General features: G+C 61.1%; 16 protein-coding genes and 2 tRNA genes. 4 read left to right on the forward strand and 14 right to left on the reverse strand.

Translation table 11 applies throughout. The features are described from left to right. The first annotated feature begins 37 nt into the window (after positions 1 to 37). Complete coding sequence (locus BMZ70_RS07360) at positions 38 to 778, forward strand: Crp/Fnr family transcriptional regulator (protein WP_092271754.1); 741 nt, start codon at positions 38 to 40, stop codon at positions 776 to 778. On the opposite strand, the gene BMZ70_RS07365 is transcribed toward BMZ70_RS07360, so the two are convergent. The 12 genes from BMZ70_RS07365 to BMZ70_RS07420 all read right to left on the reverse strand — a co-directional run bounded on the left by BMZ70_RS07365 (position 675) and on the right by BMZ70_RS07420 (position 11,246). Then, on the reverse strand, positions 675 to 2,228 hold the full coding sequence (locus tag BMZ70_RS07365) for a CHASE3 domain-containing protein (protein ID WP_092271757.1): 1,554 nt from the start codon (positions 2,226 to 2,228) through the stop codon (positions 675 to 677). The two genes, BMZ70_RS07360 and BMZ70_RS07365, sit on opposite strands and share 104 nt — an antisense overlap. Positions 2,229 to 2,308: 80 nt before the next feature. Then, on the reverse strand, positions 2,309 to 2,941 hold the full coding sequence (locus BMZ70_RS07370; RefSeq protein ID WP_092271760.1) for a response regulator: 633 nt from the start codon (positions 2,939 to 2,941) through the stop codon (positions 2,309 to 2,311). Between the two features lie 110 nt (positions 2,942 to 3,051). Then, positions 3,052 to 3,456, reverse strand: coding sequence for a MerR family transcriptional regulator (locus BMZ70_RS07375; RefSeq protein WP_092271763.1), 405 nt, complete (start codon positions 3,454 to 3,456; stop codon positions 3,052 to 3,054). Positions 3,457 to 3,473: 17 nt separating this feature from the next. After that, on the reverse strand, positions 3,474 to 3,824 hold the full coding sequence (locus BMZ70_RS07380) for an integration host factor subunit alpha (protein WP_092271767.1): 351 nt from the start codon (positions 3,822 to 3,824) through the stop codon (positions 3,474 to 3,476). A 142-nt stretch (positions 3,825 to 3,966) separates the two neighbouring features. Beyond that, a complete protein-coding gene (gene pheT / locus BMZ70_RS07385) occupies positions 3,967 to 6,393 on the reverse strand; it encodes a phenylalanine--tRNA ligase subunit beta (RefSeq protein WP_092271770.1) in 2,427 nt (808 codons plus the stop codon). Positions 6,394 to 6,520: 127 nt separating this feature from the next. Continuing rightward, complete coding sequence (gene pheS / locus BMZ70_RS07390; protein ID WP_092271773.1) at positions 6,521 to 7,540, reverse strand: phenylalanine--tRNA ligase subunit alpha; 1,020 nt, start codon at positions 7,538 to 7,540, stop codon at positions 6,521 to 6,523. An 82-nt stretch (positions 7,541 to 7,622) separates the two neighbouring features. Further along, entirely contained in the window at positions 7,623 to 7,982 is a 360-nt protein-coding gene (gene rplT, locus BMZ70_RS07395) for a 50S ribosomal protein L20 (RefSeq protein WP_092271776.1), read from the reverse strand. Between the two features lie 25 nt (positions 7,983 to 8,007). Next, entirely contained in the window at positions 8,008 to 8,205 is a 198-nt protein-coding gene (rpmI, locus tag BMZ70_RS07400; RefSeq protein WP_056156036.1) for a 50S ribosomal protein L35, read from the reverse strand. Between the two features lie 197 nt (positions 8,206 to 8,402). Beyond that, positions 8,403 to 8,942 (reverse strand): translation initiation factor IF-3, encoded by a 540-nt coding sequence (infC, locus tag BMZ70_RS07405; protein ID WP_072784364.1) that lies wholly within the window; start codon positions 8,940 to 8,942, stop codon positions 8,403 to 8,405. Between the two features lie 19 nt (positions 8,943 to 8,961). Further along, complete coding sequence (gene thrS / locus BMZ70_RS07410) at positions 8,962 to 10,869, reverse strand: threonine--tRNA ligase (RefSeq protein WP_092271778.1); 1,908 nt, start codon at positions 10,867 to 10,869, stop codon at positions 8,962 to 8,964. A gap of 175 nt (positions 10,870 to 11,044) precedes the next feature. After that, positions 11,045 to 11,121 (reverse strand) — tRNA-Val (locus BMZ70_RS07415). 48 nt (positions 11,122 to 11,169) lie between these two features. After that, positions 11,170 to 11,246 (reverse strand) — tRNA-Val (locus BMZ70_RS07420). A gap of 140 nt (positions 11,247 to 11,386) precedes the next feature. Here BMZ70_RS07420 and BMZ70_RS07425 point away from each other — a divergent pair. The 3 genes from BMZ70_RS07425 to BMZ70_RS07435 are packed head-to-tail and all read left to right on the forward strand — an operon-like array spanning position 11,387 to position 14,029. Continuing rightward, positions 11,387 to 12,310 (forward strand): cation diffusion facilitator family transporter, encoded by a 924-nt coding sequence (locus BMZ70_RS07425; RefSeq protein ID WP_092271781.1) that lies wholly within the window; start codon positions 11,387 to 11,389, stop codon positions 12,308 to 12,310. Continuing rightward, positions 12,307 to 13,362 (forward strand): serine hydrolase domain-containing protein, encoded by a 1,056-nt coding sequence (locus BMZ70_RS07430; protein WP_092271784.1) that lies wholly within the window; start codon positions 12,307 to 12,309, stop codon positions 13,360 to 13,362. The genes BMZ70_RS07425 and BMZ70_RS07430 overlap by 4 nt, the downstream gene beginning before the upstream one ends. A 22-nt stretch (positions 13,363 to 13,384) precedes the next feature. Beyond that, positions 13,385 to 14,029, forward strand: coding sequence for a CatA-like O-acetyltransferase (locus BMZ70_RS07435; RefSeq protein ID WP_092271787.1), 645 nt, complete (start codon positions 13,385 to 13,387; stop codon positions 14,027 to 14,029). On the opposite strand, the gene BMZ70_RS07440 is transcribed toward BMZ70_RS07435, so the two are convergent. Together BMZ70_RS07440 and BMZ70_RS07445 are read right to left on the reverse strand one after the other, a co-directional pair. Continuing rightward, positions 14,016 to 14,534, reverse strand: a complete 519-nt coding sequence (locus tag BMZ70_RS07440) for a GNAT family N-acetyltransferase (protein ID WP_229205327.1) — start codon at positions 14,532 to 14,534, stop codon at positions 14,016 to 14,018. The two genes, BMZ70_RS07435 and BMZ70_RS07440, sit on opposite strands and share 14 nt — an antisense overlap. Beyond that, on the reverse strand, positions 14,527 to 16,776 hold the full coding sequence (locus tag BMZ70_RS07445) for a RelA/SpoT family protein (protein WP_092271793.1): 2,250 nt from the start codon (positions 16,774 to 16,776) through the stop codon (positions 14,527 to 14,529). The genes BMZ70_RS07440 and BMZ70_RS07445 overlap by 8 nt, the downstream gene beginning before the upstream one ends. Positions 16,777 to 16,781 lie beyond the last annotated feature (5 nt).

The following is a 16,781-nucleotide window of genomic DNA, read 5'->3' on the forward strand; positions in this document are numbered from 1 at the left end:
AAGTTACGGCAACACGTAACTAGCTGTGAGGATTACCATGAACAAGCAAATCGCACCCCGTCCCGTCACCCTGAGCGGCGCCCAGCAGAATGAATTGCTGGCCGCCCTGCCCCGCGAAGCCCTGGAATCCCTGTTTGAGCACCTGGAACTGGTGCAACTGCCATTCGGCAAAGAACTGTTTGAATTCGGCGCTGCGATGGAATATGTGCACTTCCCGACCTCCGCCATCGTTTCGCTGCTGTATGTAATGGAAGACGGCGCCACCACCGAGATCGCCGTGGTCGGCCATGAAGGCGTGGTCGGCGTCTCGCTGTTCGAAGGCGAGCGCGCCATGTGCAGCGCCGTGGTGCAGGCAGCCGGCTACGGCTACCGCATGAAAGCCCAGCACCTGCGCGAGGCCTTCGCCAAGGGCGGCGCCCTGCCGGCCCTGCTGATGCGCTACAACACCGCGCTGTTCGCGCAGATGGCGCAGAACGCCGTCGGCGGCCGCCATAGCTCGATCGAACAAAAGCTGTGCCGCTGGCTGCTGGACCGCCTGGATCGCTCGCCATCGAACTCGCTCAAAGTAACGCAGGAAATGATTTCCATCATGCTCGGCGTGCGCCGCGAAAGCATCACCGCCGCCGCCGGCAAGCTGCAGGACGACGGCCTGATCACCTACCGCCGCGGCAACATCACTGTGCTTGATCGCTCAAGCTTGGAGGCGTATGCGGGTGAGTGCTATAAGGTGGCGAAGTCGGAGTTTGATCGGCTGCGACTGGATGTAGCGCGCTGCTGATCACTTCCGAGATGGCCGGCGGCAGTTCCACCCGGCGCTCCACCACCGGCTGCACCACGGCCCCCAAGCCGCGCAGCGGGATCGCCACTTCAATGCAGGTGCCGGTATCGTTGCGCCCCCGGCGGATATTCAGCGTCCCGCCCAGCAGCAAGGCGCGCTCGCGCATGCCCAGCAGGCCGTGCGACATCGGCTTGATGATGGTGTCGGACGCAATGCCGATGCCGTCGTCGATCACGCGCAGCATCAACCCTTCGCCATTGCGGTCCAAGGTCACGGTCACGCGGCTGGCCTTGGCGTACTTGCGGATATTGGTCAGCGATTCCTGCACGATGCGGAACAAGGCGATCGACAGATCGCCCGAGTGACGGGTAGCGCTTTCGATATCGGCCGCCACATTGCAATCGCAGCGCACCTGCGACAGGCGGCTGAATTCCTCGCAATAACTTTCGATGGCGGCGCACAGGCCGAGATTGTCCAGCAAGCTCGGGCGCAGATTCTCGACAATGCGGCGCTTCATCTCCACCGTTTCGACCAGCGTGCCGCGCGCGCGCCTGAGCTGCTCGGCCAGTTCCGGATGGGTATGGCGCAGTTGCTGGGTGACGGCGGCGATATCCATGCTGATCGAGGTCAGGTTGGCGCCCAGCTCGTCGTGCAGCTCGCGCGACAGCCGCACCTTTTCCTCCTCGCTGATGCTGATCAGGTGGCGCGACAGCACCGATAGCTGCTCGGTACGCTGCTGCACGGTCGATTCCAGATTCTCGTTGGCCGATTGCAGCGCATGCTCGACCGCCGCGCGGTGCGCAAAGCTGCGCCGCACCAGCTGGTAGAACATGATCAGCACGATGATGGCCAGCACATTGATGCCGACGCCGAGCAGCACCGCCTTCTGGTACTCCTGGTAGAAGGCCGCACTGCGCGCGTTCAGCGTTTCATTCTGCTCCTGCTCCATGATCACCACCAGCAGGCGGATCTCGTCCATGCTGGCGCGATCATCGCTGAGCTTGGCGATCTTGACGATTTCCTGCAGGCCGCCGTCGCGATAAACGTCAATCGCCTGGCTCATGATGGTCAGGCGGCGGCGCACCAGCGTGTGCAGCTGGGCCAGGTTCTTCAACTGCGACGGATTATCGGCCAGCAGTTTTTCCAATTCCTTGAATTCGTTCTCGCTGTCGGCCAGCGCGGTGCGGGTGGGACCGAGATAGGCGTCGCGGTCGGACAGGAAATAGCTGCGCATGCTGCTCTCGGCATCGAGCACCAGCACATTCAGGTATTGCAGGCGATCGGCCACGCGCGCAGTCTGGCTCAGCAGGACTTGGGCGCCGCGCAGTGCTTGCAAATTCTGAAACAGGCTGAAGCCGTTGACGATCAGCAGCAACGCGCATGTCACGCACAAGACGGTCTTGTACAGCGGCAGGCGGTGGTGTGGCGCTGTTTCGACGGTGAAATACATCCATTTCCTTCCCAGTGTGAACACCAAATTATAGACTGGAAGAAAATTCAGTGCGTCTGTGCGCCCCCCAACAGTGTGGGCTAATCCAAAAGATTGTTTTTCATGGCGTAATAGGTCAGGTCGGAATTCGACTGCATGCCCATCTTTTCCATGATGCGGGTGCGGTAGGTGCTGACGGTTTTGATGCTGAGCGACAGCGCCACGCCGATGTCCGACACGGTGGCGCCGCGCGCCAGGCGCAGGAATACCTGGAACTCGCGGTCCGACAGCTCGGTGTGCAGCGCGGTGTTCGGGTCGCGGTCGAAGCTTTGCGCCAGCAGTTCGCCCACGGTGGAGCTGACGTAGCGGCGGCCCTGGTACACGGTGCGCACGGCCGTGATCAATTCATCGGCCTCGCATTCCTTGTTGAGGTAGCCGTTGGCGCCCATCTTGAACAGGTTGAGCGCGTACTGCTGCGCCGGATAGCCGGACAGGATCAGCACCGGCAGGTCCGGCTGCCCCTGGCGGATGGTGCGCAAGGTATCGATCCCGCTCTGGTCGGGCATGGCGATGTCGAGCAGCAGCACATCGCAAATTTCGCGGCGGGCGATATCCAGCGCTTCGCGCCCGGTACCGGCTTCCGCCACCACGTCAAAGTCGTCCGAAGACGAAAAAATCTGTTTAAAGCCTGCTCTTACAATTTGGTGATCGTCACAAATGGCAACGCGTATCATTGTTTCCTCTCGTCGTGCCCAGGCCCCGCCGCTGATAATCGAATAATATTGAAAGTATAGCAGCAATCAAACCGCCAGCCACGCCTTGCGTCAGCAGTGCGCGCGGTGTTTCAGTCTTGCTTGAGCAATGCCAGGATGGACAGCAGTTCAGCGCGGATATACTCGCGGTCCAACGGCGGCGGCAGGTCCGGCGGCGCGCCATTGAGGGCGCTTTCGGGCTCGGCGCTGCTGTCATAGCCCCGGTTATCGAGCTTGTTGCGGGCGCCGCTGATGGTGAAGCCCTGCTCGTACAGCAGTTCGCGGATGCGGCGGATCAGCAGCACTTCATGGTGCTGATAATAGCGGCGGTTGCCGCGGCGCTTGACCGGCTTGAGCTGGGTGAATTCCTGCTCCCAGTAGCGCAGCACGTGCGGCTTCACGCCGCACAGCTCGCTCACTTCGCCGATGGTGAAGTAGCGCTTGGCCGGAATCGGCGGCAGGACGACCAGTTCGGACTTGGCGAGACGATCGTTCATTGCAGCTTAGCTCCCGTTCAGGCGGCGCGCGCCATCGATGGATTGCTCTCTTCCACCATGCCCTTGAGTTTCTGGCTGGCGTGGAAGGTCACGACGCGGCGCGCCGTGATCGGGATTTCCTCGCCAGTCTTCGGGTTGCGGCCCGGGCGCTGCGGCTTGTCGCGCAGCTGGAAGTTGCCGAAGCCGGACAGCTTGACCGCCTCGCCGCGCTCGAGCGCATTGCGGATCTCGTCAAAGAAGGTCTCGACCATGTCCTTGGCCTCGCGCTTGTTCAGGCCGACTTGCTCGAACAACAGTTCGGCCAGCTCAGCCTTGGTCAGCGTGGGCAAGTCTTTTTCCGCATCCTGGCGCACTTTGGCAACCTGCATGGCCCGGTGCAAGTCGGCAGCCAATGCGGATTGGAGTACGGCGGAATCAACGTCGTTATTATTAATTTTCCAGCCCTGCCTTATAGTAAAAATGAACAAGTCCGGCACAGGCCGGACTCCCGATGAATCAACAATATGCGTTTCAGGTACGCAGGCGCGCGCCGTGCTGGGCTTTGGCAGCGTCGCCGGCGGCAGCCATCACGGCTTCCACCACATCGTCTTGCAGCGTGTTTTGAGTATCTTGCAAGCTAAAGCGGAAAGCAAGCGATTTTTCGTCTGCCTCCAACCCTTTTCCACGATATTCATCAAACAAAACAATGGCTTGCACAATCTTGCCCTGTGGGATTGCTTGCACAGCAGCATTAAATGCATCCAGCAGATCCTGCGCCGGCACGCCCTGCTTGACCACCACAGCCAGGTCGCGGGTGGCGCCCGGGAACTTGGAAATCTCGTCATATTTTGGCACAGGTCGTTGCTGCAAGGCAATCGCCTCGACTTCAAACACCACCGGGGCGTTAGGCAGCTCGTATTTCTGCAGCCAGCGCGGGTGCAGCTCGCCGATGAAGCCGATGACTTTACCGTCGAGCAACACGTGGGCCGAGCGGCCTGGGTGCAGCGCCGGGTGTTCCGCTTTCACGAAACGCAGCTGCAGCGGCGCGAACAGGTGCTCCAGGTCGGCCTTGACGTCGAAGAAGTCGACCGCACGGTTATCCAGGCCCCACTGCTCGTCCGCCGCGCCGCCGTAGGCGATGCCGGCCACGCGCTTCGGCTGGTGATAGCCGGCCACGGTCAGCGGGCCGTCGGCCACGCTGTCGTCGCGCTGATAGATGGCGCCGATTTCAAACGCGCGCACGCGGCTGACCTTGCGGTTCAGGTTGTAGCGCACATTGGCCACCAGGCTGCCGACCAGGGTCGAACGCATCACGCTCAGCTGGCTGGCGATCGGGTTTTGCAACTTGATCGGGTTGGCGTTGCCGCCGAAGTCCTGCTCCCATGCGGCTTCCACGAAGCTCATGTTGACCACTTCCTGGTAGCCGAGGTCGGCCAGCTGGTGGCGCACCGCGAACAGCGAGCGGGTGTTTTCCGGCGCGATGATCATGGTGTTGGCAGCCACCGGCGCCACGGTCGGGATGTTCTCGAAGCCGTAGACACGGGCCACTTCTTCGATCAGGTCTTCTTCGATTTCAATGTCGAAGCGGTACGATGGCGCGGTTACGCTGAACACGCCATCCGCCAACGAGAACGGCAGCGCCAGGCGGGTGAAGATGTCGGCGATGACTTTATCGTCCAGCGCCACGCCGATCACTTTCTGCGCGCGCGCGGTGCGCATCTTGACCGGCTCGCGCTTCGGCACGTTGACGATCTGGTCGTCCACCGGGCCCACTTGCGTGGTCGGGGTGCCGCAGATTTCGATCAGCAGCGCGGTGATGCGCTCGATGTGCTCGACGGTGGTGGCGTAGTCCACGCCACGCTCGAAGCGGTGCGCCGCGTCGGTCGAGAAGTTGTACTTGCGGGCGCGGCCCTGAATCGCGTTCGGCCACCAGAATGCAGCTTCCAGGTAGATCGATTCGGTGTCCAGCGACACGGCGGTGGCGTCGCCCCCCATGATGCCGGCCAGCGATTCGATTTCCTTCTCGTCGGCGATCACGCCAACCCACTCATCGATCTCGATGGTGTTACCGTTCAGCAGCTTGAGCGATTCGCCCTTGCGGCCCCAGCGCACGTCGAGGCCGCCGTGGATCTTGGCCAGGTCGAATACGTGGGTCGGACGGCCCAGTTCCAGCATCACATAGTTGGAGATGTCCACCAGCGCCGACACCGAGCGCTGGCCGCTGCGCTCGAGGCGCTGCTTCATCCAGTCCGGCGTCGCGGCTTTGGCGTTCAGGTTGCGGATCACGCGGCCCGAGAAGCGGCCACACAGGTCCGGCGCCGAGATTTTCACCGGCAGTTTTTCCGCGCTGTTGACGGCCACCGGACGGAAAGTCGGCGCTTGCAGCGTCACGCCGGTCAGGGCCGACACTTCACGCGCCACGCCCAGCACCGACAGGCAGTCCGCCTTGTTCGGGGTCAGCTTGATGGTGAACTTGAGGTCGTTGAGCGCGTAGTAGTCGCGGAAGTTCTGGCCGACCGGCGCGTCGTCCGGCAGTTCCAGCAGGCCGCTGCCCTCTTCCGACAATTTCAGTTCCTTGGCCGAGCACAGCATGCCTTGCGACTCGACGCCGCGCAACTGGCCCACCTTGATTTCAAACGGCTTGCCATCGGCGCCCGGCGGCAGCACGGCGCCCGCCATTGCGCAGACGACTTTCAGGCCCGGGCGCACGTTTGGCGCGCCGCAGACGATGTTGAGCAAGGTGCCGGTGCCCACGTCCACCTGGCAGACGTTGAGGCGGTCGGCGTTCGGGTGCTTGGCCATTTCGCGCACGTGGCCCACGACCACGTTGGAGAACGGCGGCGCGACAGGTTCCACTTCTTCCACTTCCAGGCCGGACATCGTCAACAGATGGGCCAGTTCGTCCGAAGTCATCTTCGGATCGACCATAGTACGGAGCCAGTTTTCGGAGAATTGCATAATCAAACCTTTAGTTATCTTTAGCTCCGTCATCCCGGCGCAGGCCGGGATCCATAACCCATTCGCAGTACAGCAAACGCAGCATGGATTCCGGCCTTCGCCGGAATGACGGGTTTGGGCCGTCGTATCAGTTGAACTGCTTCAGGAAACGCAGGTCGCCTTCGTAGAACAGGCGCAGGTCGTTGATCCCGTAGCGCAGCATGGTCAGGCGCTCGAGGCCGGAGCCGAACGCGAAACCAATGTACTTCTCCGGGTCCAGGCCGAAATTGCGCACCACCGACGGGTGCACCTGGCCCGAGCCGGACACTTCCAGCCAGCGGCCTTTCAGCGGACCGCTGCCAAACGCGATGTCGATCTCGGCCGACGGTTCGGTAAACGGGAAGTACGACGGACGGAAGCGCACTTGCAGATCGTCGGTCTCGAAGAAGGCCTTGACGAAGTTCAGGTACACGCCCTTGAGGTCAGCAAAGCTGATGTTTTCGGCGATCCACAGGCCTTCCACCTGGTGGAACATCGGCGAGTGGGTGGCGTCGCTGTCGACGCGGTAGGTGCGGCCCGGCGCGATCACCTTGATCGGCGGCTGGTTGTTGCGCGCATAGCGCACCTGCATCGGCGAGGTGTGGGTGCGCAGCAGCAGCGGCTTGCCCTGGGTGTCGTTGCCTTCGATGTAGAAGGTGTCCTGCATCGAACGCGCAGGATGGTTTTCCGGGCTGTTCAGCGCGGTAAAGTTGGTCCAGTCGGTTTCGATTTCCGGGCCGTCGGCCACGTCGAAACCGATCGAGCGGAAGATCGCTTCCACCCGCTCCCAGGTACGCATCACCGGATGGATGCCGCCGCCGGCGCGGCCGCGGCCAGGCAGCGAGACGTCAATCGCCTCGGCGTTCAAACGGGCTTGCAGCTGCGCCTCGGCCAGCGCATCACGGCGCGCGGTCAGCGCGGCTTCGATCTGCTGCTTGGCGGCGTTGATCAGCGCGCCCTGCGCCTTCTTGGCGTCCGGGTCGAGCTTGCCCAGGCCCTTCATCAATTCGGTAATCTGGCCGGTCTTGCCCAGATATTTAGCTTTAGCGTTTTCCAGTGCGGCGGCGTCGTCTTTGGCCGCGTCGAAATCCTGCACTGCTGAGGCGACGAGTTGTTCCAGGGAGTCCATGCGTTTTTCTTATCCTTGAATCAAAAACGGGGCACAGGTTTGACCCTTGCCCCGTTCTTTGGCGTAAATCCGCGCTTAAAAATTAAGCAGCGATTTTAGCTTTAACGACGTTGACAATCGCAGCGAACGCTGGCTTGTCCATAACAGCCATATCGGCCAGGACTTTACGGTCCAGTTCGATCGAAGCTTTCTTCAGACCGTTCATGAATGCGCTGTAGGTAACGCCGTGCTCACGGGAAGCAGCGTTGATACGAGCGATCCACAGGCGGCGGAAGACGCGCTTCTTGTTACGACGGTCACGGTATGCGTACTGGCCAGCGCGCATAACTGCTTGCTTGGCAATACGGTATACCTTGCTACGACGACCGCGGTAGCCTTTGGCAAGATTCAGTACTTTTTTATGACGGGCACGCGCAGTAACCCCACGTTTTACTCGAGGCATATTAGCTCCTTAATTGAGTGTGAGATTAAGCGGATGGCATCATTGCGTAGACGCGCTGGACGTCGGTCGCATCGATGTTACGGGTGCCGCGCAGTTGACGCTTGTTCTTCGTCGTCTTCTTGGTCAGGATGTGGCGTTTGAAAGCCATACCCGATTTAACGGTACCACCTGGACGCACGCGAAAACGTTTTTTCGCCGAGCTCTTGGTTTTCATTTTTGGCATAGATATTCTGCCCTCTCGGACAGCTCCTATTAAACAGGATTACAGGTGGCAACACTACGTCGCTCTTAGATGCCTGCTCTCACTTGTTTGTGCAGCGGATGCGAGTCCACTACATTTACTACAGCCGAACATTATAGCGCAGGAAAATGAAAAAAGGGCACTCGCGCGCCCTTTTTTTGCTTACCCTAATGACAAGCTTACTTTTTCTTCTTCGGCGCCAGTACCATGATCATCTGGCGGCCTTCCATTTTCGGGAACTGCTCGACCTGGCCATGCGGCTCCAGGTCGGCTTTCAGACGTTCCAGCATACGGAAGCCAATATCCTGGTGCGCCATCTCGCGGCCACGGAAGCGCAGGGTGATCTTGGTCTTGTCACCGTCTTCCAGGAACTTGATGAGGTTACGCAGCTTGATATTGTAGTCGCCATCATCGGTGCCCGGACGGAATTTGACTTCCTTCACGGAGATGACTTTCTGCTTCAATTTCGCTTCGTGAGCCTTCTTCTGCTCCGAATACTTGAACTTGCCGTAGTCCATCAGACGGCAGACCGGCGGGACCGCGGTAGGCGCGATCTCGACCAGGTCGACGTCTGCCGCTTCCGCCAGGCGGAAGGCTTCGGCCAAACTCACGATACCGAGAGGCTCGTTATCGACCCCACTTAAACGCATTTCAGGGGCAGTGATTTCGCCATTGATGCGATGCGACTTGTCAGTAGCTATGGTGATTCCTTTTAAAATCTAATGAATGCCAGTGCGCTTAGGCCTTGGTGGCGACGTCTTGTTGCAGTCGCTCTATCAGGGCATCGATGGACATGACGCCCAGATCGACATTGCCCCGTGCCCGCACGGCGACGGTGTTGGCATCCCGTTCCTTGTCGCCCACCACGAGGATGTACGGCAGTTTTTGGACGGAATGTTCACGTATTTTATAGTTTATTTTCTCGTTGCGCAAATCGGTCTGTACGCGGAACCCGCAGCGGCGCAGCTTTTCAGCCACTTGCTGCACGTATTCGGCCTGCGCGTCCGAGATGTTCAGCACCGACACCTGCACCGGCGCCAGCCATGCCGGCAGCGCGCCCGCATAGTTCTCGATCAGGATGCCGATGAAGCGCTCCATCGAGCCGACGATCGCACGGTGCAGCATCACAGGCACCTGGCGGCTGTTGTCAGCGGCCACGTACTCGGCGCCCAGGCGCTCCGGCATGAAGAAGTCGACCTGCATGGTGCCGACCTGCCAAGGGCGGCCCAGCGAATCCTTCAGGTGGTACTCGATCTTCGGACCGTAGAACGCGCCCTCGCCCGGCAGCTCGGTCCAGGTCACGCCGCAGGCACGCAGGCCGGCGCGCAGCGCTTCTTCGGCCTCGTCCCAGATGGCGTCGGAACCGATGCGGTTATCCGGGCGCAGCGCCAGCTTCACTTCGATATTGTGGAAGTGGAAGTCCGAATACACTTCCATCGCTTGCGTGTGGAAAGCCACGACTTCGGGCTGGATCTGCTCGTGGGTGCAGAAGATGTGGCCATCATCCTGGGTAAAGCCGCGCACGCGCATGATGCCATGCAGCGCGCCCGAAGGCTCGTTGCGGTGGCACTGGCCGAACTCGCCGTAGCGCAGCGGCAGGTCGCGGTACGAACGCATATTGCTGTTGAAGATCTGCACGTGGCCCGGGCAGTTCATCGGCTTCAGCGCGTACGAGCGGTTTTCCGACTCGGTCACGAACATGTTTTCGCGGTAGTTGTCCCAGTGACCGGTCTTGCCCCACAGGCTGGCGTCCAGGATCTGCGGCGCTTTGACTTCCTGATAGCCGTTGACCTGGTATTTGTTGCGCATGTATTGCTCAACTTGCTGCCAGATGGTCCAGCCTTTCGGATGCCAGAACACCAGGCCCGGCGCCTCGTCCTGGAAGTGGAAGAAGTCCAGCTGCTTGCCCAGCTTGCGGTGGTCGCGTTTTTCCGCCTCTTCCAATTGGAACAGGTACTGCTCTTGATCTTCCTTCTTGGCCCAGGCGGTGCCGTACACACGCTGCAGCATTTCGTTCTTGCTGTCGCCGCGCCAGTAGGCGCCAGCCAGCTTCATCAGTTTGAACACTTTCAGCTTGCCGGTCGATGGCACGTGCGGGCCACGGCACAGGTCGGTGAAGTTGCCTTCGCTGTACAGCGAGACGTCTTGATCCGCAGGGATCGATTCAATGATCTCGGCCTTGTAGGCTTCGCCGATCGACTTGAAGTAGGCCACAGCTTCGTCGCGCGGCAGCACTTTGCGGGTGACTGGCTCGTCTTTTTTCGCCAGCTCAGCCATTTTCTTTTCGATGGCGACCAGATCGTCCGGGGTGAACGGGCGCTTGTACGAGAAGTCGTAGTAAAAGCCGTTTTCAATCACCGGGCCGATGGTGACCTGCGCATCCGGGAACAGCTCTTTCACGGCGTAGGCCAGCAAGTGGGCGGTCGAGTGACGGATCACGTCCAGACCTTCCGGATCCTTGTCGGTCACGATGGCCAGGTCGACGTTTTTATCGATCAGGTAAGAGGTATCCACCACTTTGCCGTCGACTTTACCGGCCAGCGCGGCCTTGCCGAGGCTGGTGGCGATGCTCGACGCAACTTGCGCAACGGTGACTGGACCGTCAAATTCGCGTGCGGAACCGTCGGGAAGGCGAACTGAAATCATTGTGATCTCCGGTGATTAAAAGGGTGATAAAAATTTGGACGAAAAAAAACGCGGGCTAGCCGCGTTTTCTCTTTTTTCAAGCAAAAGAATCCCGTTGACTAGCGTCACTCCCAAAGCTTGGTAGTAGTTCGCGGTGTCATAACCGTGATTGCCTTTCTCGCTCTTACATGTGTTCTGGTGGGCGGTGAGGAATTCGAATCCCCGACCCCTTGGATGTCGACCAAGTATTCTAACCAGCTGAACTAACCGCCCGTTGACCTTCTCTATTTTACTAAGTATTTCCTAAAATACTACGAATTCTGGTGGGCGGTGAGGAATTCGAATCCCCGACCCCTTGGATGTCGACCAAGTATTCTAACCAGCTGAACTAACCGCCCGAAGACCAGCATTATAGAGAGCGATCGGAAGAAAAACAAGGGTAATCAAATGAAACATTTCAATTTCTCCTATGAGAACTGCAAAGCAGGCGTTTCCGGCTTACATTAAACTGTCGATATTCCCATCCAATAAGAAGCCCATGCACGCCGACACCTCCCCTTCCGCCCATCTGCACGAGCACCGCGACGGTGATGCCCACTACCAGCACTACACCGTGCAGCGCAGCCAGTCCGTGCTGGCGTGGTCGCTGGCGCTGACGCTGGGCTTTGCGGTGGTGGAAGTGGTGACCGGCTTCATGTCCAACTCGCTGGCGCTGATCTCCGACGCCGGCCACATGGTTACCGACGCTGCGGCGCTGGGACTGGCCCTGCTGGCGCAACTGATTGCCAAGCGCCCTCCTTCGGCGCGCCACTCGTTCGGTTTCGGCCGCGCCGAGGCGCTGGCGGCGTTCGTGAACAGCCTGGTGCTATTGGTGCTGGTCGGCTGGATTACCTATGAAGCCATCAGCCGCTTCTCGCATCCGGAGCCGGTGCAAGGCGGGATGGTATTCGTGGTGGCCGCGCTGGGCCTGCTTATCAATCTGGTGCTGGCGTGGATGCTGTCGCGCGGCGACAGCAATATGAATACCCGCGCCGCGCTGGTCAACGTGCTGGGCGACCTGCTGGGCTCCGTCGCCGCGCTGGTGGCGGGCGGCGTCATCTACTACACCGGCTGGGTGCAAATCGACCCGCTGCTGTCCGTGTTCGTCGCGCTGCTAATCCTGAAGTCCACCATCGGCGTGCTGCGCGAGTCCTACCACTTCCTGATGGGCGGCGTGCCCGAGCAAATCGATTATCTGAAAGTGGGCGCCGACCTCGAACAAGTGGAAGGCGTCTGCTCGGTACACGACCTGCACGTCTGGGACATGTCACCCGGCCAGCCCGCCCTGATCGGCCACGTCGAAATCACCGACCTCGCCCACTGGCCCGGCATCCTCCACAACATCAAAGCCATGCTGCTGGAAAAGCACGGCATCGATCACATCACCCTGCAGGCGGAAGTCGCGCAGCAAGGACACCCATGACCTCGCGCCGCCACTTCCTGGCCGGCAGCGCGGCAACGCTATTCAGCGCCAGCGCCCTTGCCAACACCCCCGTGGCGGAAGCCTTTGCCAAGGCACAGCCGTTCTACGGCGTCGTGATGCTGGCCAAACGCGGCAAGCCGGTGTACGCGCAAGCCTTCGGCATGGCCAATATCGAAGACGGCAAGGCGCTGCAGGTAGAGACGCCGCTGGCAATCGGCTCCATCTCCAAGTGGCTGACGTCCGTCGTGATCCTGCGGCTGATTGAAAGCGGCAAGCTGGAACTGGATGCAGCGGTCGGCAAGCTGCTGCCGTGGTATCGCGGCAATGGCGCGGACAAGGTCACACTGCGGCACCTGCTGTCCAACACCAGCGGCATCCCCAACCAGTTCATGCCCGCGCTGAAGGCCGACCGCACCCTGCTGGACCAGGACCTGAGCACGCGCCAGGCCATAGAACGCTTCAGCTCCGGCGATCTGGCCTTCCCGCCGGGCAGCCGCTTCGATTACACCGCGACCAACTGGTACATCGTCATCGGCATCATTGAAGCGGCGACCGGCAAGCCCTACCAGCAAGCCATGCGCGAACTGATGCTCGACCCGCTGAAACTGGACGCGACCCGCGCGGATGCAACTGGCGCCGCCCTCGCCTACGCCACCATCAATCCGCCGGCCCGCAAGCTCGACATACACAAGCCCTACATGATCGCCTCGGGCGGTTATTACAGCACGGCGGACGACCTGCTGCGCGCGGCCCATGCTGTCTTCAATCAAGGCTTCCTGGGCCCGCAGTCGCTACAGGCGTTGACGCACATCGAAGTGCCGAGCGAAAGCTATACGCTGGGCGGCCGCGTCAAAACACTGGAGGTGGACGGCAAGCCCCATGCCTACGCCTGGGAAACCGGCCGTACCGCCGGCTACCGTTCCGTGCTGGGCCACCGCCTTGATGGCGAAGACACCGTCATCATCCTCAACAATACCGACCTGTCGCAGAAAACGATGGACGAATTCGCCTACAGCCTGCTGGGCGCGACGCTGCCTCATCCTCAAACGTAACAAGAACTAAAGCCTCACCATCATGCACAACTTTGAAAAACGCCGCGACCGATACGAAGCTTTTGCGTCGTTCGAAAAACCACTCGTCAACCTGAGCTTTGAGCTGGAAGTGCCGGAGTTCCGGCCTTTCTGCAAGCAGCATGGGCTGCCTCCTTTCCACTTTTTCCTGTACCACGTGCTGCATGCGCTGGAAGGCATCGATAACTTCATGTACCGCATCCACAAGGGCGAGGTGATCAAGATCAAGGATTTCTGGGCCTCGTACACGGTCATTAATCAGGATCAGAACCTGAACTTTGCGCGCTTTGAAATGACGGCGGATTTGCAGGAGTTTGTCGCCCGCAGCGTGGCAGCAAAGAAGGAAGCAGAGGCCAGCACCAGGATCATCAACAAGTCCGAAGACCTGAGCGACTACGATAAGCGCCGCAACATCCACATCACCTGCATGCCGTGGCTGAAGCTGACCTCGATCGAGCACCCGATTTACGAGCACAAGGATTACGATATCCCATCGCTGGCATGGGGCCGTTTCAGCGATCAGCGCCACGATGGCAAGCTGGCGATGACGATGTCGGTACAAGCGCACCACGGCTTTGTCGACGGTTACCACATCCACCTGCTGGCGCAGGCGATTGCGGCGCACATTACGCGGACTATCTCAGCTTGAGCACGTAGGTCGCGCAGGGCACTTTGTAGTGCGTTTCGATGCCGCGAAACTGCATGCCCAGCCGCTCCATCACCGCCCTCGACGCGCTGTTATCAGGATGAGCAACAGCCAGCAACTCTGGCATGCCCAGCTCGCGCGCCCAGTCCACAATGCGGCGCGCAACTTCGGTGGCGTACCCCTGCCCCTGGCAATCCGGCCGCAGGCGCCAGCCAATTTCCGGCGTCGCGCCGGTCACGCCCTCAATTGGCTGCAGGACCGCAGCGCCCACCATCAGGCCATCCGTTTTACGCAACAGCGCCCACCACGAATAGCCGTGCTCCTGCCAGCGAAGCTTGACCCGGTCGATCATGGCCTGGCTTTCTTCCAGCGTTTGCGGCCGGCCGCCGCCGATGTAGCGCATCACATCAGCATTGCCGTTGATCTCGGCCAGCGCCGGAAAATGCTCATCGCTGAGCGGCGCCAACACCAGGCGTTCGCTCTCCAGCGACTGCAAGTCCCTATGCACGGCGGGCTTCCTGCACGCCGCCCACTTCCGAGATCGCGCTCAGGGCCTTGTGCAGCTGCGCCGTGGCGCCGATTTCGGCGGTGAAGGTCATGCGCGCGAAGCCTTTTGCCGATTGGGTGTTGACGCCGATAACGTTGATTTTCTCGCGCGAGAAAATCTCCGAGATATCGCGCAGCAGGCCCTGGCGGTCGTTCGCCAGGATGAAGATATCGACCGGGTAGACGGTATCCGAAACGGCGCGTCCCCACTCGGTCACAATCACCCGCTCCGGCGCCTTGGCGCGCATTTCGGCGAAGTTCTTGCAGGTCGCGCGGTGAATCGACACGCCCTTGCCGCGCGTGACGAAGCCGACGATGCCATCCGGCGGCGCCGGCTTGCAGCACTTGGCCAGCTGCGTCATCAGTCCGTCGGTGCCAACCACCAGCACGCCCGACTTGGCGCCCTGCTCCACGCTCGACGCGCGGCTCTTGCCGAGGAAGACTTCATCCACCGGCTCGCTCGGCTCGCCGCTGTCGTGCAGCGCGTTTTCAATCGCGCGCAGGCTGAACTCGTCCTTGCCCACCGACAGGAACAAATCATCGACCTTGGCGAAGCCCAGCTTGTTGGCCAGCGCTTCCAGGTTGACGGCGGTCTTGCCCTCGCGCTGCAGCGTTTTCTCCACCGCAGCCCTGCCATGCGACAGGGTTTCCTGCATGTCGATGGCGTGGAACCACGCACGGATCTTGGAGCGCGTACGGGTCGCCACCGTGTACTCGTCGCTGAGCCAGTCGCGCGACGGCCCGGCCGTGCCCGGCGCGCCTTTGGCAGTGATGATTTCGCAGGTCTGGCCGTTTTTCAGCGGCGTATTCAGCGGCACCATCACGCCATCCACGCGCGCGCCACGGCAGCGGTGGCCGACGTCGCTGTGCAGGTGATAGGCGAAGTCCACCGGGGTCGCGCCGACCGGCAATTCGATCACGCGCGCCTGCGGCGTCAGCACGAAGATGCGGTCATCCAGCGCGGCGGCCTTGAGTTTTTCCACCCACTCGCGCTGCTGCTCTTCCTGCCCGACCACGGCATCGGCCACGTCGGTTTTCCACGCCAGCAGCTGGCGCAGCCAGGCGATTTTCTCGTCGTACTGCTGGGCGGTGAAGGTGGAGCCGCCGGTTTCCTTGTAGCGCCAGTGCGCCGCCACGCCGTATTCGGCAAAGCTGTGCATTTCCCTGGTCCGGATCTGCACTTCCAGCGGGCGGCCGTCTTCCGCCGTCACCACCGTGTGCAGCGAGCGGTAGCCGTTCGGCTTGGGCCGCGAGATGTAGTCGTCGAATTCTTTCGGAATCGGGGTCCAGATGTTGTGCACCACGCCCAGCACCGTGTAGCAGGTCTTCACGTCGTCCACGATCACGCGGAAGGCACGCACGTCGTACAGGTCGGCGAAGTCCAGCTCCTTGCCCTTCATCTTGCTCCAGATCGAGTAGATGTGTTTCGGGCGGCCGAACACTTCGGCCTGGATGCCGGCCGAGGCCATCTCCGATTGCAGGCGCTCGATGGCGCTGGTGACAAAGCCCTCGCGCATCACGCGCTTCTCTTCCAGCATCTTGGCGATGCGCTTGTAGGTCTCCGGTTCGATGAAGCGGAACGACAAGTCTTCCAGCTCCCACTTGAGCTGCCAGATGCCGAGCCGGTTGGCCAGCGGCGCATACAAGTCCAGCGTCTCGCGCCCGAAAGCGCAGGTCATGTCGTTGAACAGCTTGATGTCGGCAAAGTAGCGCGAGGTGGTCACGCACGACGCCAGCCGCACCAGCACCACGCGCATGTCGGAGGCCATCGCCAGCAGCATCTTGCGCAGGGTTTCCACCTGCGCCACCGCCATTTGCGCGGCGTTGCGGCCGCGTCCCGGCGCCGCGCCTTGCTGGCTCTGGGTCAGTTCGCGCAGGCGGATCAGCTGGCGCACGCCGGCCACCAGGTCGTTGACCTCCGGCCCGAATCGCGGCTCGATGATGGCGGCCTGCTCCGGGTCCAGCAGGGTCAGCTCAAACATCAGGCCCGCGATGCGGGTTTCGACGTCGGTGTTGAGCGAGGCCAGCGTGCCGGCCACGCCGACCGCGCAGTCGAACGCCGGCTGGCCGCTGGCACTGTGTTTGTCGGCATACGCCTCGCCGGCAAAGTCCAGCGCGGCCAGCATGCGGACGCTGTCGTCGGGCGACAGGCCGACAACCAACTGCTCCGACGCTGCGCTGTTGAGCGCGGTGGTGGAAACCATGTGAC

The sequence above is a fragment of the Duganella sp. CF402 genome, from assembly GCF_900109645.1.
Lineage (GTDB): Bacteria > Pseudomonadota > Gammaproteobacteria > Burkholderiales > Burkholderiaceae_D > Rugamonas.

Coding starts and splice junctions, on each gene's coding strand:
- pheT (WP_092271770.1), bottom strand. CDS start 6,393: ATGCAATTCTCCGAAAACTGGCTCCGTACTATGGTCGATCCGAAGATG.
- rplT (WP_092271776.1), bottom strand. CDS start 7,982: ATGCCTCGAGTAAAACGTGGGGTTACTGCGCGTGCCCGTCATAAAAAA.
- BMZ70_RS07375 (WP_092271763.1), bottom strand. CDS start 3,456: ATGAACGATCGTCTCGCCAAGTCCGAACTGGTCGTCCTGCCGCCGATT.
- rpmI (WP_056156036.1), bottom strand. CDS start 8,205: ATGCCAAAAATGAAAACCAAGAGCTCGGCGAAAAAACGTTTTCGCGTG.
- BMZ70_RS07435 (WP_092271787.1), top strand. CDS start 13,385: ATGCACAACTTTGAAAAACGCCGCGACCGATACGAAGCTTTTGCGTCG.
- pheS (WP_092271773.1), bottom strand. CDS start 7,540: ATGGACTCCCTGGAACAACTCGTCGCCTCAGCAGTGCAGGATTTCGAC.
- BMZ70_RS07360 (WP_092271754.1), top strand. CDS start 38: ATGAACAAGCAAATCGCACCCCGTCCCGTCACCCTGAGCGGCGCCCAG.
- BMZ70_RS07380 (WP_092271767.1), bottom strand. CDS start 3,824: ATGCAGGTTGCCAAAGTGCGCCAGGATGCGGAAAAAGACTTGCCCACG.
- thrS (WP_092271778.1), bottom strand. CDS start 10,869: ATGATTTCAGTTCGCCTTCCCGACGGTTCCGCACGCGAATTTGACGGT.
- BMZ70_RS07430 (WP_092271784.1), top strand. CDS start 12,307: ATGACCTCGCGCCGCCACTTCCTGGCCGGCAGCGCGGCAACGCTATTC.
- BMZ70_RS07365 (WP_092271757.1), bottom strand. CDS start 2,228: ATGTATTTCACCGTCGAAACAGCGCCACACCACCGCCTGCCGCTGTAC.
- BMZ70_RS07445 (WP_092271793.1), bottom strand. CDS start 16,776: ATGGTTTCCACCACCGCGCTCAACAGCGCAGCGTCGGAGCAGTTGGTT.
- BMZ70_RS07370 (WP_092271760.1), bottom strand. CDS start 2,941: ATGATACGCGTTGCCATTTGTGACGATCACCAAATTGTAAGAGCAGGC.
- BMZ70_RS07425 (WP_092271781.1), top strand. CDS start 11,387: ATGCACGCCGACACCTCCCCTTCCGCCCATCTGCACGAGCACCGCGAC.